The sequence below is a fragment of the Streptococcus oralis genome, from assembly GCF_026782345.1.
Classification (GTDB): domain Bacteria; phylum Bacillota; class Bacilli; order Lactobacillales; family Streptococcaceae; genus Streptococcus; species Streptococcus oralis_CK.
The window spans coordinates 245666-260378 of sequence record NZ_JAKUWI010000001.1; the positions used below are offsets into that span (position 1 = coordinate 245666).

At 40.4% G+C, this 14713-nt stretch carries 11 protein-coding genes; 9 read left to right on the forward strand and 2 right to left on the reverse strand.

Annotation, left to right across the window (positions count from 1 at the left end):
• Window positions 1-52 precede the first annotated feature (52 nt).
• On the forward strand, window positions 53-6031 hold the full coding sequence (locus MK405_RS01235; RefSeq protein ID WP_268704082.1) for a Cna B-type domain-containing protein: 5979 nt from the start codon (window positions 53-55) through the stop codon (window positions 6029-6031).
• Window positions 6032-6164: 133 nt separating this feature from the next.
• Here the strand turns inward: MK405_RS01235 and MK405_RS01240 are convergent, their stop codons facing one another.
• Window positions 6165-6524, reverse strand: a complete 360-nt coding sequence (locus tag MK405_RS01240; protein WP_061427705.1) for a DUF3397 domain-containing protein — start codon at window positions 6522-6524, stop codon at window positions 6165-6167.
• A 91-nt stretch (window positions 6525-6615) separates the two neighbouring features.
• Between MK405_RS01240 and mnmL the strand changes: the two genes are divergently transcribed.
• Genes mnmL through MK405_RS01265 form a run of 5 tightly spaced genes read left to right on the forward strand, consistent with a single transcriptional unit; the run spans window position 6616 to window position 11316 of the window.
• On the forward strand, window positions 6616-7572 hold the full coding sequence (gene mnmL, locus MK405_RS01245; protein ID WP_268704083.1) for a tRNA modification radical SAM protein MnmL/YtqA: 957 nt from the start codon (window positions 6616-6618) through the stop codon (window positions 7570-7572).
• On the forward strand, window positions 7556-8113 hold the full coding sequence (gene mnmM, locus MK405_RS01250) for a tRNA 5-(aminomethyl)-2-thiouridylate-methyltransferase MnmM (protein ID WP_268704084.1): 558 nt from the start codon (window positions 7556-7558) through the stop codon (window positions 8111-8113). The genes mnmL and mnmM overlap by 17 nt, the downstream gene beginning before the upstream one ends.
• Entirely contained in the window at window positions 8106-8360 is a 255-nt protein-coding gene (locus tag MK405_RS01255) for a hypothetical protein (protein WP_000361094.1), read from the forward strand. The genes mnmM and MK405_RS01255 overlap by 8 nt, the downstream gene beginning before the upstream one ends.
• An 11-nt stretch (window positions 8361-8371) precedes the next feature.
• Window positions 8372-10426, forward strand: coding sequence for a cation:proton antiporter (locus MK405_RS01260; RefSeq protein ID WP_268704085.1), 2055 nt, complete (start codon window positions 8372-8374; stop codon window positions 10424-10426).
• Between the two features lie 29 nt (window positions 10427-10455).
• The gene (locus tag MK405_RS01265) at window positions 10456-11316 is read left to right on the forward strand and encodes a YihY/virulence factor BrkB family protein (RefSeq protein ID WP_268704086.1); all 861 of its coding nucleotides are present in this window, start codon (window positions 10456-10458) and stop codon (window positions 11314-11316) included.
• A gap of 69 nt (window positions 11317-11385) precedes the next feature.
• Here MK405_RS01265 and queA read toward each other — a convergent pair whose 3' ends face one another.
• Window positions 11386-12414 carry a tRNA preQ1(34) S-adenosylmethionine ribosyltransferase-isomerase QueA gene (gene queA, locus MK405_RS01270; RefSeq protein WP_268704087.1) on the reverse strand — a complete coding sequence of 343 codons (1029 nt, stop codon included), beginning with the start codon at window positions 12412-12414 and terminating at the stop codon, window positions 11386-11388.
• A gap of 148 nt (window positions 12415-12562) precedes the next feature.
• Between queA and MK405_RS01275 the strand changes: the two genes are divergently transcribed.
• The 3 genes from MK405_RS01275 to MK405_RS01285 all read left to right on the forward strand — a co-directional run bounded on the left by MK405_RS01275 (window position 12563) and on the right by MK405_RS01285 (window position 14624).
• Window positions 12563-13270, forward strand: a complete 708-nt coding sequence (locus MK405_RS01275; protein WP_084939152.1) for a glucosamine-6-phosphate deaminase — start codon at window positions 12563-12565, stop codon at window positions 13268-13270.
• A 103-nt stretch (window positions 13271-13373) separates the two neighbouring features.
• Complete coding sequence (locus tag MK405_RS01280) at window positions 13374-13991, forward strand: class I SAM-dependent methyltransferase (RefSeq protein WP_220107203.1); 618 nt, start codon at window positions 13374-13376, stop codon at window positions 13989-13991.
• Window positions 13992-14003: 12 nt separating this feature from the next.
• Complete coding sequence (locus MK405_RS01285; protein WP_084939150.1) at window positions 14004-14624, forward strand: Type 1 glutamine amidotransferase-like domain-containing protein; 621 nt, start codon at window positions 14004-14006, stop codon at window positions 14622-14624.
• Window positions 14625-14713 lie beyond the last annotated feature (89 nt).

Here is a 14713-nt window from a genome sequence, read left to right on the forward strand (position 1 = left end):
TAGAATTGAATACTTAATTTTTATCGATATACAAATAGAAAGGTTGGTCATAATGGATAAGATAAAAAAATATCTCGTTTTTCTGGTATTCCCTCTTTTACTCTTGATGATGCTTTTCCCGGTGGGTGAAGCACAGGCGGCAACTGATATCACGAGTAAAGTCAAAATAGATGACTTGAAGATTACTATAGCATCTACAGGAAGCGAGACTGAAGGAATTCATGGTTCAAATGATACTTCGATGAAATTGAAATATTCGGGTAAATTCTCATTTCCCAATGTGGCAGTTAATGAAATCAAGAATGGTGATTACTTTATCGTAAAAGCTCCAAATAACTTGAGTTTGACGGATGGTAGTCTGGATTTGATTGATTCGACATCAAATACCAAAATGGGGACTGTCCGAGTGGAGAATGCTAACCATCGGCTGGTATTTACCTTCAATGACAAGGTGAAGGACAAGCAGAATATCCGTGGGGACTTTGTCGCAGAAGCAACTGAAACACTCCAAAAAGAGGGGAAAACGGTTACCTATGTTTTACCAGATGGTAAAAAACAGACCATCACGTATAAAGTAAATAAATATGAACAGACTGACGTGATAGGAGAAACCATTACAAAGTACGGTTATAACGATAACAATAAGGCGAGAGCACATTTTCAGATGAAGATTAATCGCGCTAAGAAAGATATGACTGGACATGTGGTGAAGATTACAGATGACGTTTCAAAGGGAGCCTTTGCTAACTATGTGGAAGGTACTTTCTATATGCATGAAGCGGAATTCGAAACGACGAATACGAATTCATCTGCTCTTAAACGTTTAGGTGATGAATACGAAATCACAACCGATCCGGAGGTATACAAGGCTAACTCAGATAAAAAAGCTTTGTTGACCTTTGTCAACGGGAAACGAGGATTTGAGTTGCTCATGCCGACCAATATGGGAACAAAGAGCTTTTTCTTAACGTATGATACGTCCTCACCAGCAGATACTTCAACGATAAGTAACTCAGCGCAGTACTTGATTGATAACCAACCACAACTTATTTGGGAACAATACGGAGGTAGTATTGGAACCAGAACAGAAGCAACCTTTAATTTAAAGACGGTTAAATCTGTAGGTGCGTCAGTCACAGCTGATATTGCTGGTAAGATCAAAATCACAAAATACGATGAAGCGGATGCAGATGTTAAGTTGGCAGGCGTTGTCTTTGAAATCCGTGAGAAAACCACTAATAATTTGGTTGATACCGTTACAACAGATGCGGATGGGATAGCTGTCTCAAAGGCTCTCAATAATGGTAAGTATATCGTTAAAGAAAAAACTCCTAAATCAGGCTATCAGGTAAATAGTCAAGAGTTTGAAGTTGAGATGAAAGATGGAAAAGGTGTTCCCCTCAATATCTCTAACAAACGTGTGACAGTTGACTTTGAAGCAACCAAGACTTGGAAAAACGGAAAAGCAACTGACTACAAAGAAGTCAAACTCGGTTTGTATGTGCACAAAGAAGGACAAACTGTTGCAGATGCAAAACCTGTTACTGGGAACTACACCCCTGAAGTAACCGTGTCGAACGGTGTCTACACTTATAAGTGGAAAAATCAACTTCCTGAACGTGATGTTGATGGAAGCAAGCTAGTTTATTCTGTTCGAGAACTTGAAGATCAGACGGGTCTTCCTCTGAAAGAAGGAGAGAAAGTCAAAGTAGGCGACAACAGCTATGTTGTATCCTATAACGGAAACAACAAAGTCACCAACACTTACGAAGTTCCAAAGACAAACGTGACGGCTAAGAAAGTCTGGGTTGGTGGTCAGGAACATGTTCGTCCAACTGTCTACTTCAAACTCTATCGTACGCCAGAAGGTGGAGCGATTGAAGAAGTAGTTGGTGTTAGTCAAAAAGAAGTTCCCAAAACAGATGGAACTGTCGAATGGACAGACCTTCCTGCGACAGATGAGCACGGTTTGAAGTACACTTATAGTGTGATGGAAGTCGATGAAGATGGCAATCTCATCGTAGATACGATAGACGGCTATACTCCAGCACAAACAGCTGATTTGACTGTTACAAATACGTATAGCACTGAACCAGCTGAGGCTGTAATTGAAGCTAAGAAAAAATTGGAAGGTCGTCCAACAGAGCTTCAAGACGAAGAATTTGAATTTATCTTGAAAGATAATGATGGAAAAGAAGTTCAAAGAATCAAGAATAAAGGTACTAATGCTGATGGAACTGGTCGCGTAGTCTTCAAGCCTATTAAATTTACAAAAGAAGGACATTATCAGTACACCATTGTGGAAGCAAAAGCAGGTGAAACTGAAAATGGTATCACCTATGATAATAGAACAGTTCCTGTAATTGTACACGTCTATGATAATGGAAGAGGCCAACTGGTTGCCTGGGTTGAGAAATTAGAAATTTCTCAAGTAGCACTTCCAGCAGCTGAATTTTCAACTTCAGCACCTGGTTCTAATCTTGTACCACCAATCTCTGGTGCCATCAACACTATTACAGATGCCGGAATTCAAACATTCGTCAATACTTATAAGCCTGCTAATGTGAAAGCTCCTGTTTCGGCAACCAAATCATTCATCAATAAGAACACTGATAAGCCAATTCAGCTTCAAGGTGGTGAATTCGAGTTTGCCTTGTTTGAGAAAAATGGTACAGCTCCAATTCAAACAACAACAAATGATGCAGCTGGAAACATTAAGTTTGAAGATTTAGAATTCAATAAAGCTGCCACTTATCATTACACCATCGTTGAAAAGAATGCTGGGACAACTGATAAAGGAATCACTTATTCTAACAAGACTATCGAAGTAACGATTAAAGTTGTTGACAACGGTAAGGGAGCGCTTGAAGCAACTGTTACCTATGACAATAACGACAGCACTTTCGAAAACACCTATAAGGCTAAAAATGCCAAAGAAGTTCTTGAAGTAGATAAGAAACTAACCAATCGCAATCTTGAAGCTGACATGTTCGAATTTACATTGACAGACCAAGTTGGTAACGTTGAAAAAGCGAAGAATGGTGCTGACGGAAAAGTTAAGTTCTCAGAGTTGACATTTGATGAAGCAGGTACTTACACTTACACTATTAAGGAAGTAAAAGCTGGCACAACGGAGAATGGTATCACCTACGATGCTAAGACCATCACAGCTAAAGTAACTGTAACCGATGATGGTCAAGGTAAATTGCATGCAACGGTTGAATACAGCAGTGATGGTACAGCTAATAGCACAACCTTCACCAATGTTTACACACCAGCTAAAACACAGGTTCCAGTGAAGAAAGTTTGGAATGATAGTGACAACCAAGATGGTAAACGTCCAGAGTCTATTACTGTTAAACTTCTAGCAGATGGTGTTGAAACTGGTCAAACACGTGAATTGAATGCTGCGAACAACTGGCAAGCTATTTTCACCGATCTGGACGCAGATAAAGGTGGTACTCCAATCGCCTATACAATCGAAGAAGTTTCAGTCGCAGAATATGAGTCTAAGGTAACAGGAGATGCCTCAACTGGCTACACCATTACCAATAGCTACACACCAGGCAAGACTCAAGTGCCAGTGAAGAAAGTTTGGAATGATGCCGAGAACCAAGACGGCAAACGTCCAGGATCAGTCACAGTTAAACTTCTTGCCGATGGTCAAGACACAGGTAAGACCCTTGAACTCAATAAAGAGAACAACTGGTCAGGAAGCTTCACAGATCTTGATGTGAACAAAGCTGGTAAAGTGATTAAGTACACTATTGAAGAAGTTTCAGTCGCAGAATATGAGTCTAAAGTAACAGGAGATGCGACAACTGGCTTCACAATTACCAATAGCTACACACCAGGTAAGACTCAAGTACCAGTGAAGAAAGTATGGAACGATGCCGAGAACCAAGACGGCAAACGTCCAGGATCAGTCACAGTTAAACTTCTTGCCGATGGTCAAGACACAGGTAAGACCCTTGAACTCAATAAAGAGAACAACTGGTCAGGAAACTTCACAGATCTTGATGTGAACAAAGCTGGTAAAGCGATTAAGTACACTATTGAAGAAGTTTCAGTCGCAGAATATGAGTCTAAAGTAACAGGAGATGCGACAACTGGCTACACCATTACCAATAGCTACACTCCAGCCAAAACTTCAGTTTCTGTGAAGAAAGCATGGGATGATAAGGACAACCAAGATGGTAAACGTCCAGCGTCTGTTACAGTTAAATTGCTTGCAGATGGTCAAGATACAGGTAAGACACTTGAATTGACTGAAGCGAACGGTTGGGCTGGAAGCTTCACAGACCTTGATGCTGATAAGGGTGGCACACCTATCCAGTACACTGTAGTAGAAGTAACTGTTCCTGGTTACACTTCAGAAATTACTGGTGACGCTGCATCTGGGTTCACCATCACAAATAGCTATTCTCCAGAAACAGTTGATGTAAAAGCAACTAAGAACTGGGATGACGCGAACAACCAAGACGGTAAACGTCCAACCAAGATTACAATCAATCTTTTAGCAGACGGTCAGAAAGTTGATTCGAAAGAAGTTCAAGCAGCCGCAGATGGAACTTGGACTGTCGAATTCACGAAATTAGCAAAATATAAAGATGGTAAAGAAATCAAATACACTGTAACCGAAGAAGCCGTAGCAGAATACGAATCAACTATTACAGACTTTACCATCACAAACAAATATGCACCAAAAGAAATCGACTACAAGGTAACAAAAGTATGGAACGACGCGAACAACCAAGACGGCAAACGTCCTAAGTCCGTAACAGTTCAACTTTTCAAATCTGTAGATGGATCTAAACCAGTAGCTGTTGAAGGTAAGAAATTGACCTTGACAGCTGATGATAAGACCGACGCTAACACTTGGGTAGCATCCTTCACAAATCTTCCACAATACGAAGCTGGTAAAGAAATCACTTACTCTATCGATGAAGTAGATGTACCAGCTGGCTATAAAGCCTCTGTAACTGGTCAAGTAGTGACAAACACTCACAATCCAGATACAGTTATCCTTTCAGGAACTAAGGTGTGGAAAGATAACAACAACCAAGACGGCAAACGTACAACATCTGTAAAAGTTCAAATTCTTAAAAACGATAAAGAAGTCGTTCAAGAAATTGAAGTTTCAGAAGCAACTGGTTGGAAGTTTGAATCAAAAGCACTTCCTAAGTATGAAAATGGTAAACTAATCGAGTACAAAGTCAAAGAAGTGGTTGTGAAAGGATATACTTCAACAATCACAACAGAAAAAGAAGGTAAGTACACCATTACCAATGAATATACACCAGAAAAAATTGCTGTAAGTGGACAAAAGACTTGGATTGATAATAACGACCAAGATCGTATCCGTCCAGCGTCTATTACAGTGAAGCTACTTGCGAATGGTAAAGAAACTGGCCAAGAAGCTACAGCCACAGCGGAAACAGGTTGGAAGTATGAATTTACTAATCTGGACCGTTACCAAAATGGTAAGCCAATCGAGTACACAGTCAAAGAAGTTGGTGTTCCTACAGGTTACACAGCTACTGAAACTGGTATGAATGTGACCAACACCCATACACCAGAGAAAGCATCTGTAAAAGGTAAGAAGATCTGGAAAGGTGATGAAAACCATAAAGACGCTCGTCCAGCATCTATTACAGTTAAACTTCTTGCCGATGGTCAAGACACTGGTAAGACTGCGGTAGCCTCAGAAGCAACAGGTTGGACTTATGAGTTCACAGACCTTGATCGTTACAAAGACGGTCAAGCAATCGAATACTCTGTAGTAGAAGTTCCAGTTGATGGTTATACATCTAAAGTAGAAGGCTTCAATATCACAAATACATACATTCCAGAAAAACCAACACCAGGTAAACCAAATGAACCAGGTAAACCAAATGAACCAGGTAAACCAGGACAAAAACCTCAACTTCCTAACACTGGTGAAAAAGCATCTAATGTAGCAGTAGTTGCAGGACTCGCTTTGATGGCAGTGACTGGTGGATTGTACTTTGTAAGCCGTAAAAATAAATAATCTAGCGTGAGAAAGATAGTTTCCATTTATTTTTCTTAGGTTTAATCTGTGATAAAAAGGCCAGAGGATTCCTCTGGTCTTTTTTAGATATAGGAGTAAAAGAAAGACCCAGCATTTAATACTGGGTTGGTAATTATTTTACCATCATCAATTCGACAATCATAGCAATGTAGATGATTAAGGTAAGGAGAAAACCAGCTCTCCAGAAGAATTTGATGAATTTAGGGTAATAAAAACTTCGTTTTTTGACAAGGAAAAAGACTACAAGGAGGATTGCTAGGAGAGAAAGTGCGACTCCAAGTCGCGGTAGAAAGTTGTGGGTAAAGGCTTTAGCAGTGATCAGATAGTACTCGAATACCAAAAGTGGAAAAGCTAGATCCGCGAAATTAAATCCTATTTTCCTAAGTCCGAAAAGCTTGGTGACAATAAAGCAAACCACCAAGGTTAATATCAATAATAAAATAGATGCTATTTTCATTAAAATCATACCCATATTGTATCATAAAAAAACGCTAAAGGAAATGAGAAACAAGGGAATTTATAGGAAAGTCAGGCTTTTGAGATTGTGGGTGTTTTTTGTTATAATGAAAGTTATGAAATCTTATAATACCTTGAATGATTATTATCGAAAACTTTTTGGAGAAAAGACTTTTAAAGTTCCGATTGATGCGGGGTTTGACTGTCCCAATCGGGATGGAACTGTGGCTCATGGGGGCTGTACCTTTTGTACGGTTTCGGGCTCTGGAGATGCCATTGTGGCACCAGACGCACCTATCCGCGAGCAATTTTATAAGGAAATTGACTTTATGCACCGCAAATGGCCAGATGTTAAAAAGTATCTGGTTTATTTTCAAAACTTTACCAACACCCATGAAAAGGTGGAAGTGATTCGGGAACGTTACGAGCAGGCGATCAACGAGCCAGGTGTAGTAGGAATCAATATCGGAACGCGTCCGGACTGTTTACCCGACGAAACCATCGAATATTTGGCTGAGTTATCGGAACGCATGCATGTGACGGTAGAATTGGGCTTACAGACTACTTTTGAAGCAACCTCTGACCTGATTAACCGTGCTCATTCCTATGAATTGTATGTTGAAACAGTAAAACGCTTGAGGAAATATCCCAATATTGAGATTGTTTCCCATTTGATCAATGGTCTGCCCGGTGAGACTCATGAGATGATGATTGAAAATGTCCGCCGCTGTGTTACGGATAATGATATTCAAGGAATTAAGCTGCACTTGCTTCACCTCATGACCAATACACGGATGCAGCGAGATTACCACGAAGGACGCTTGCAACTGATGAGTCAGGACGAGTATGTCAAGGTCATCTGTGACCAACTGGAAATCATTCCCAAGCATATCGTCATCCATCGGATTACAGGAGATGCACCTAGAGATATGCTGATTGGTCCCATGTGGAGCCTCAAAAAATGGGAAGTGCTAAATGCTATTGAAACTGAGATGCGCCGTCGTGGAAGTGTGCAAGGATGTAAGGCTGTAAAACAGGAGTTTAAAAATGAAAAGACCACTTGAGATGGCACATGATTTTTTGGCGGAAGTTGTGACAAAAGAGGATATTGTAGTGGATGCGACCATGGGCAATGGCTATGATACCCTTTTTCTAGCCAAGTTAGCCAAGCAAGTCTACGCCTTTGATATCCAGGAGCAGGCTTTGGAGAAAACCCAAGAGCGTTTGGATCAGGCTGGAATGATAAATGCCCAGTTAATCTTGCAAGGCCATGAAACGCTAGACCAGTTTGTGACAGAAGCTAAGGCAGGGATTTTTAATCTGGGCTATCTGCCGTCGGCTGATAAATCCGTCATCACCCAACCTCAGACAACTATTGAAGCATTAGAAAAACTGTGTCACTTGCTTGTTAAAGGGGGACGGATTGCGATCATGATTTACTATGGTCATGAAGGAGGAGATACCGAGAGGGATGCTGTATTGGATTTTGTTAGCCAGTTGAACCAACAAGAGTATACGGCTACCATTTATCGGACACTCAACCAAGTTAACAATCCACCGTTTTTAGTTATGATTGAAAAATTAGAAAGGTATAGACATGGATAAACAATACCTTCGTGAGAAGCTTGAGGCCATGCGCCAAAATTTTGTCGAGTCAACGCATCATGAACGAGCGGTAGGAGTACTCGACGAAGCACATATGAGCAAGAAAATGCTTAAAATCAAGAAAAAATTAGTGGCTCTTGAAATGGAACGATGCCAGAAAAAAATTGAGCACAAAGACTGTTCTAAGATTGATCAGAAAATCCAAGAGCAAAAGGAGATTTTTGAATCTTGTTGTAAAAAAGATTAAGGAGGAATTGTGTGGAATTACTCATTTACTTGATTCTATTTTTATTGGTCTTAATCATTTCAACCACGACCAATAAACTTCTCCCTTTTTTGCCCCTTCCTCTTGTACAAATCCTTTTGGGGATTGGGATTGGTTTATTTGTTCCCGATGCGGACTTTCATCTCAATACAGAGCTGTTTCTGGCCATGGTTATTGGTCCCTTACTTTTCCGGGAGGCAGAAGAAGCTGATATTACGTCCATTTTGAAGCACTGGCGGATTGTTGTCTTTCTGATTTTTCCTGTGATTTTTATCTCGACCTTAAGCTTGGGGGGCATGGCTCACTTCCTTTGGATGACTCTTCCTTTGGCTGCCTGTTTAGCAGTTGGAGCGGCACTTGGGCCAACAGATTTGGTTGCCTTTGCATCTCTTTCTGAACGTTTTCGTTTTCCAAAACGGGTTTCCAATATCCTAAAAGGGGAAGGACTCTTAAATGACGCTTCTGGTTTGGTTGCCTTTCAGATGGCTCTGGCTGCTTGGACAACAGGAACCTTTTCTTTCAGCCAAGCTGGAACTTCCCTAGCGTTTTCTATCCTTGGTGGTTTTGTAGTCGGTTTTGTGACGGCTATGGTCAATCGTTTTTTGCATAGCTTTTTACTGAGTGTGCGAGCGATAGATATAGCCAGTGAACTATTGCTAGAGCTAAGTTTGCCGCTCATGACCTTTTTCATTGCAGAAGAGTTTCATGTTTCAGGGATTATCGCAGTAGTGGTTGCAGGTATTTTGAAGGCCAGTCGCTTTAAGAAAATTACGCTCCTTGAGGCTCAGGTAGACACTGTGACGGAGACCGTCTGGCACACCGTGACCTTTATGCTAAATGGATCAGTCTTTGTTCTCTTGGGAATGGAATTAGAGTTGATAGCAGAGCCAATTTTGTCTAATTCTCTCTACAATCCCCTTCTTTTACTGCTTTCAGTTGTCGTTCTGACCTTCTTGCTTTTTGCGATCCGTTTTGTCATGATTGCTGGTTTTTACTTTGTGAGGACGCGTCGACTTAAGAAAAAAATTCATAAGTACATGAAAGATATGCTTCTTTTGACCTTCTCTGGTGTCAAAGGAACAGTATCTATCGCGACCATTCTCCTCATACCAAGTCATTTGGAGCAGGAATATCCTCTGTTACTCTTCCTTGTAGCAGGCGTTACACTATTGAGCTTTCTAACAGGTTTATTGGTTCTCCCTCACTTATCTGAAGAACAAGAGGAAAGCAAGGATCATTTGATGCATATAGCGATTCTGAATGATGTAGCTGCAGAATTAGAAAAAGAGCTGGACCATCACAAGAACAAACTTCCTCTTTATGCAGCTATTGATAATTACCATGGTCGGATTGAAAACCTCATCCTTAGTCTGGAAAATAAGAGAATCCAAGAGGACTGGGAGTCCCTCAAGCTTCTTATTTTGAGTATTGAGAGTGACGGTTTGGAGCAAGCCTATGAAGAAAATAGAATCAGTGAGCGTGGCTATCGAGTTTACCAACGTTACCTAAAAAACATGGAGCAGAGTATCAATCGGAATTTCGCTTCTAGAGTGACTTATTACTTCCTAGTTTCATTACGGATACTGCGCTTTCTACTCCATGAAATGTTTACCTTTGGCAAAACTTTCCGTAGTTGGATGAATGAAGAATCTCGTAAACTACTAGCGATTGATTATGATCAGATTTCAGAGTTGTATTTGGAAAATACAGAGCTGATTATCGAGAGTTTGGAAAACCTCAAAGGGGTTTACAAGAGTTCACTGATTAGTTTTATGCAAGAGTCTCGTCTACGAGAGACGGCCATTATCGGAAGTGGTGCCTTTGTTGAGCGGGTTATCAATCGCATCAAGCCAAACAATATCGATGAAATGCTACGAGGCTACTATCTCGAACGTAAGGCAATCTTTGAATACGAAGAAGCTAAACTGATAACAGCCAAGTATGCCAAAAAACTACGCCAAAATGTGAATAATTTAGAAAATTATTCTCTGAAAGAAGCCGCAAATACTTTACCTTATGATATGGTAGATTTAATCAGAAGAACTTAGATGATGAAGAAAATGACGGAGGATGGAACATGAAAAAGTGGTGGAAAGAGCTGATGGACAGGCCCTTATTGAAAGCTTTTTTGCATTATTATCAAGCATCTGATAGCGAGTTGACCAGTGTTGCGGTTGCCTACTATTGGTTGATTTCAATCTTTCCTTTGCTAATGATAATGGTCAATATTTTGCCTTATTTTCAGATTCCGGTCTCAAATTTCTTACTTACAATCAAGGAATTCTTGCCTGATACGGTGTATGATGTGGTCGCTAAGATTGTCCGAGAAGTTCTGACTCAACCATCGACTGGTTTGCTGAGTTTTGCCGTTTTATCTGCACTCTGGACCTTTTCAAAATCAATGGATTTCCTCCAAAAAGCTTTTAACAAAGCCTATGGGGTGACCAAAAGTCGAGGGATTATCTCCCATCAGTTGATGAGTTTACTTGTTAGTTTCGGCTTGCAGATCCTTTTTGCTCTAGCCTTGTTTTTGAGTATGTTTGGTCGTATGTTGCTCAACCTCCTCAAAACTTACTGGCAATCAGATAGTCCGTTATTTTCATACCTGCAAGATTTTACAGGCCCTCTGGTCTATGCCTTAATCTTTGCCATTCTGGTTATGATTTATTATTTCCTTCCAAAAGTAAAAACACCACGAATCCGCTATGTTTTACCAGGAAGTATCTTTGTCTTGCTAACTCTTATAGGTTTATTGAATACCTTTTCTGTTTATTTTAATAACTATGTCAATCACCTAGTGGATGTCCGATTTTTCAGTTCCATCATCGTTGTAGTCATGATGTTCTGGTTTATTCTTATTGCAAAGATTTTGATTATCGGAGCAGTTATCAATGCCAGTGTTCAGAGCTTGAAAGATCCAACATTTACAATAAATTAACTAATAAAGTTATCCATTACAAAACGCATAGGATCAAATCTGATTCTATGCGTTTTTTGATTATGAAAATTAATAGATAAACATGGCATCACCGAAACTGAAAAAACGGTAGCGTTCTTGAATAGCGTGCTGGTATGCATCTAAGACTAATTCACGGCCTGCAAAGGCAGAGACCAACATGACCAGAGTTGATTTTGGAAGGTGGAAGTTGGTTGAAAATGCATCCACGACCTTCCACTCATATCCAGGCTTGATAAAGATATTGGTCCAGCCAGAATCTGCTTGGATTTGTCCGTCAAACTTGGAGCCGATTGTTTCCAGTGTGCGGATCGAAGTAGTTCCTACAGCTATGACACGGCCTCCATTTTCCTTGACAGATCGAAGGGTGGCTGCTGCTTCATCAGAAAGTTGGTAGAACTCTGAGTGCATTTCATGTTCGTCCAGATTGTCAACAGAAACGGGACGGAAAGTTCCGAGTCCGACGTGCAGAGTGAGATAGACTAGATGGACACCCTTGGCTTGGATTTCTGCTAGCAGTTCTTTGGTGAAGTGCAGGCCAGCAGTCGGTGCAGCAGCAGAGCCACTTTCTTTAGCGTAGACCGTTTGATAACGTTCACGGTCATCTAGTTTTTCGTGGATGTAAGGCGGCAGTGGCATTTCACCTAGACTTTCCAAAACTTCTAGGAAAATTCCTTGGTATTCAAAGCGGACAATACGGCCTCCGTGGGTCAATTCTTCCGTAACGACAGCGCTGAGACGACCATCTCCAAAGCTGACGCGAGTACCGACCTTGAGGCGTTTGGCAGGTTTAGCTAAGACTTCCCACTCATCACCAGCAGTGTTTTTGAGAAGGAGAAGCTCCACATGGCCACCTGTTTCTTCCTTTTGACCATAGAGGCGGGCTGGGAGAACACGGGTGTCGTTCATGACAAGGGCGTCACCTGGTTCCAACATATCAATAATAGAGTGGAAGTGTTTATCCTGAAATTCTCCCGTATCACGATTGACGATGAGGAGTTTGGAGGCATCACGTTTTTCAAGGGGTGTTTGGGCAATCAATTCCTCAGGTAAGTGGAAATCAAAATCAGCTGTATTCATTTTTCATTATTCTTTCTAACTTCTAATCTTATCCATTATAACACGTTTCAAGTTTGGACGCTCTTTTTTTGGAAAATAAATCGTTTTCACTTGACAAAAATTGGTCTATACCATATAATGAATATAGATTAAAACGGAGGATGAAAAGATGAAAGTTATTAAAGTTGAAAATCAAGTTGAAGGTGGAAAAGTTGCTTTTGAGATTTTGAAGGAAAAATTGGCCAATGGTGCTCAAACATTAGGACTTGCGACAGGGAGCAGTCCGCTTGAGTTTTACAAGGAAATCGTTGAGAGTGACCTTGACTTTTCAAATCTGACTAGTGTCAACCTTGATGAGTATGTAGGGCTTGACGGAGACAATCCACAGTCTTACCGTTACTTTATGCAGGAAAACTTGTTTAACCAAAAACCATTTAAGGAAAGTTTCTTGCCTAGCGGAGACAAAGACCATGCTGAAGCAGAAGTAGAACGCTACAATCAAATTTTAGCTGACCATCCTGTTGATTTGCAAATCTTGGGGATTGGTCGCAATGGACATATCGGCTTTAATGAGCCTGGTACTCCATTTGATAGCCAAACGCATTTAGTAGAACTTGACCAGTCTACCATCGAAGCTAATGCTCGCTTCTTTGACAAGATTGAAGATGTTCCAACTCAAGCCATTTCAATGGGGATTAAAAACATCTTGGATGCCAAGTCAATTATTCTCTTTGCTTACGGTGAGTCGAAAGCAGAAGCCATTGCTGGCACAGTATCAGGCCCAGTGACTGAGAACCTCCCAGCAAGTAGCCTACAAAACCACCCTGATGTGACTATTATTGCGGATACTGAAGCGCTCAGCTTGCTTGAAAAGTAAAATGACAAGAACCACTTGCTCTTTGGAGTGAGTGGCTTTTTACTTCAAATGTTCACTATCCTGCTAAAGTGGTATAATATAGCTATACGGGGAGGCTCGAACTTTGATTTATATAATCGGTTTTATTTGTTTTTTACTTTTAATGTTTCTGTTTAGTCGCTTAATTCAGCAATCAAAGAATCCTTCGGGTTTTCTAGGAAAACGAATGATGAAATTGTGGAATCGAACCTATCTCCCCATGTTTGTATGGGCAATTCGTCATCTGGATAGGACATTTTACCCTGTAATCTTAGATGTAGGAGTTGGGAATGGTCGTTCAACCATCCTGCTGAAAGAAACTTTTCCGCAAAGTACCGTAACTGGAATCGATATTTCAGATACTGCAATAGCTCAAGCCAAACAGGTAGAGATGACTAATCTAAATTTTGAACGAAGAGACGTTAGGGAGACAGGCTTTTCTGATGAAAGTGTTGATTTAATCACAGCCTTTCAAACTCATTTTCATTGGCGGAACCTAGAGGCTTCTTTTATGGAACTTAGAAGAATACTCAAATCAGACGGGATGCTCTTACTGGCTTGTGAATATAACAAGTTGTCTTACTTTTTACCAGAGGTTCAAAGCGAAGAAGCATTTAGACGATTCTTGTTATCAGTAGGGTTTGAGCTCGTAACTAGTCAAAGAAAGGGATCATGGATCCTTTATAAAATTGTTAAAAATTAATGGAGGTACATCATGAAACAATTATTTTTATGTTCATACTTTGCTGGAGTCAAAAAGCTTTTTAGCGATTATGCAAAGGAAAAGAATCTAGAAAACAAGGTTTTATTTATTCCTACCGCTGGGAACGAAGAGGATCATACTGCCTATATCGATGAGGCTCAGCAAACATTCAGAGATTTAGGATTTGAGATAGAGGTTCTAGATATTGCTTCTTGTGATCGAGAAACTGCACAGGCAAAGATTTTCCAAAGTAAGATTCTTTATATCTCAGGCGGGAATACCTTTTATTTATTGCAAGAATTAAAGAAAAAGCAACTCCTATCTCTCATCAAAGAGCAAATAAGAGATGGGCTGGTCTATGTGGGAGAATCAGCAGGGGCTATCATTACAGCCAAGGATATTGACTACAATAAACTCATGGACGACAAGATGGTAGCGACAGAGTTATCTGATACAGCGGGACTGGATGAAGTGGATTTTTATGTCCTTCCACATTATGGTGAGGAACCTTTTACTGATAGTAGCAAAAAGACCTTTGAAACCTATAAAAAGCAGCTTGAATTGCTACCGCTTCATAACCACCAAGCAATTATCGTTAACGATGAGCAAATAGATATCTTGACAATAGAATAAAAGTGTGGTTGGAAGAACATTGATATTTTACCACTAAAACGATTAGGGGTTGATAACTCACTTAGCGGGAATCTGCCATGGATAGATTA